This window comes from Polymorphospora sp. NPDC050346, assembly GCF_040655695.1.
Classification (GTDB): Bacteria; Actinomycetota; Actinomycetes; order Mycobacteriales; family Micromonosporaceae; genus Polymorphospora; species Polymorphospora lycopeni.
The window spans coordinates 92,336-94,847 of the sequence record NZ_JBFAKM010000032.1 but is presented as its reverse complement, the minus strand read 5'-3'; the positions used below and the strand labels follow the sequence as shown (position 1 = coordinate 94,847).

Sequence of the window (2,512 nt, the reverse complement as noted above, 5' to 3'; positions counted from 1 at the left end):
GTACGCGATGGCGTCGGCGAGGACCAGCCGGCCTTCGGCGTCGGAGTTCGTCGTCTCGCTGGTCGTGCCGCCGTAGTGCGCGATGACGTCGCCGGAGCGGCGGGGGCGACGGCCGCACCGGTCAGGCGGTGAAACGGATGCGGTTACGCCGGGCCCGCACCACCGCGAGGATCCCGCCGGCCGCGATGAGTACGCCGGCACCGGCGAGCGCGACGGCCGGCGCACCGGTCACCGGCAGGCCACCGCCGCCACCGCCGTCGGCACCGAAGACGTCGGTGGCCTTGCCCAGCCGCAGGAACACCGTCTCACCGGTGGCGTCGTCGAGGCCGTCGTTGTCGGTCACCACGTACACCTGGCCGTTGCCGGCGATCGCCATCCCCTCGACCTTGTCCTGCACCCAGCCGTTGTCGGCCCGCAGCAGCGGCAGCAGGTCGACGGCGAGCCGCTTGGTCACCGCCGGCCTGTCGTCGCCGGCACCGAACCCGTCCGGCACGTCGAAGGCGTACACCTTCTTGACCGTCGCGGCGGGGCCGCGACGGTTGTCCCGCTCCACGACCGCGAACGTGTCGTCGTCGACGGCCACCAGCTCCGACAGGCCGACCCAGCCGCCGGCCGGCGCCGCGTCGAGCTGGTACGACAGCCACGCCCAGCTCCCGTCGGCAACCAAGTACCGGCCGATCCGCACGGTGCCGGCCGGGTCGCCCTTAAGTTCCCGCTGTACGGCGACCCAGACCTGCTCGGCGCCCTCGGCACCGGTCACCGCGACACCCTCCAGCCCGTTGCCGCCGACGGCGGCGGCGACGTCGGCGGGCAGCGGTACCTCGTCCCGCACCGCGCCGGCGTCGTCGACGCGGACGAGCAGGTTCGGGGTGGCCGGGTCGTCGTCCGACGCCGGGGCGCCCTCGACGGCGATCCAGTAGCCGCCCCCGGCACGGGCCGCGACCCCTTCGGCGTCGTAGCCGACCGGCGCGCCGTCCTTGGTGACGGTCAGTTCCTTCTCGATCAAGGCCGGGGTCCGGGCGACGTCGATGGTCAGCAGCCGGGTCGGGGTGTAGACGTTGTCGTTGACGGCGACCAGCTTGTCGGGCTGGCCCGGCACGGCGCTGAGGCCGGACAGGGCACCCCAGGTGATCGGGGCCGTCTGCTGGCCGGGCTCGTACGCCGACCGGATCGAGGGGAACGCACCGGCCTGCCCGATCCGGTAGATCTGCACCGAGGCGCGGATACCGTCGTCGGGCAGGTCCTCCTCGCTGGACACGACGAGCAGCCCGCGCGACGCGACGGTGGTCACCCCCTCCGGACCGTTGGTGGTCGGCAGGAGCTGCAAGAACGCCGGTGCGGCCGGGTCGGTGACGTCGTACACGGCGACGAAGTTGCCCCGCTCCGAGGCGACGAACAGGTACGGCCGGCCGTCGAAGCTGCCGAAGGCGATCCCCTCGGGCTCGCTGCCCTTGGCGTCGGAGCGGCCCTCCGGGTAGAGGCCGTGCGCGGCGGCGAGCCGGTCGAACGAGTTGCCGGCGTCGTAGACGACCCGGCCGTCGGCGCCCCAGATCGTGAAGCCGCGCGAACCGCCCCGGTAGTCGCCCTCGTTGGCGGTGGCGAACATGGTGTCGCTGATCCAGGCGACCCCGTCGGGCTCGCGGGGCACGGTGACGGCGTCGTCGAAGACGATGCTGCCGTCCTCGACCGTGTCCACACCGGACAGCTCGACGGATCCGGCGGAGACGTCCCGCACGACCTCCTTGCCGGCCAGGTCGACGACCACCAGGTGGTTGTTCTCCTGGAGGGTGACGACGGCCTCGTCCCGCCCGTTGATCGACACGTACTCGGGTTCCGGGTCGCCGGGCGCGACCTCGGCGAGGCCGGTCAGTTCGACCTTCGACAGCTCCCACGCGGCGACGTCGTCGGACAGGTCGACGACCGTCAGCCACCCGGCCGGCAACTGCGGGATCTCGCCGTCGTTCAGGTCCTCGTCGCGCTCGTTCTCGATGGCGATCGCGGCGTACCTGCCGCTCGGCGCCACCGCGACGGAGTCCGGCTGGCCGCCGAGGTCGATCTCCCGTACCACCTGGCGGGAGGCGAGGTCGAGCACGACCAGCACCCCGGACGGGTCGGTGAAACTCTCGCCGGTGTTCACCGCGACGAGGACGAACCCCTTGTGTACGCCGACCGAGGTCGGCTCGCCCGGCAGGTCGAATACGCCAACGGGCTGGGGGTTGGCCGGGTCGCTGATGTCCATGAAGCCGACCCGCCGGCCGGCGCTGTCGGTGGAGATGACGGTGTTGCCGTCGGCGCTCACCGCGCTGATCTCGGCGACGGCCTCGTCGTCGATCGAACTGTTGAGGTAGGCCGGCACGGTGGCGAGACGCTGGAAGGCCGGGGCGTCGGTGGCGCGGGCGGCACCGAGCGGCGGCACCGCCTGGGCGGCCGGCGCCAGCGCGACCAGCGCCGGCAGCGCGACGAGCCCGAGGGCAGCCGCGGCCGCGGGCGGGCCCGGCCGGGCGGGGGGCGC

General features: G+C 73.4%; 1 protein-coding gene and 1 pseudogene. Both read right to left on the bottom strand.

Annotation, left to right across the window (positions count from 1 at the left end; translation table 11 throughout):
- Positions 1-99, bottom strand: a pseudogene (locus AB0I42_RS27680) (hypothetical protein); the annotation flags it as partial.
- Positions 100-121: 22 nt separating this feature from the next.
- Entirely contained in the window at positions 122-1,606 is a 1,485-nt protein-coding gene (locus tag AB0I42_RS27675) for an esterase-like activity of phytase family protein (RefSeq protein ID WP_357541621.1), read from the bottom strand.
- Positions 1,607-2,512: the final 906 nt, after the last annotated feature.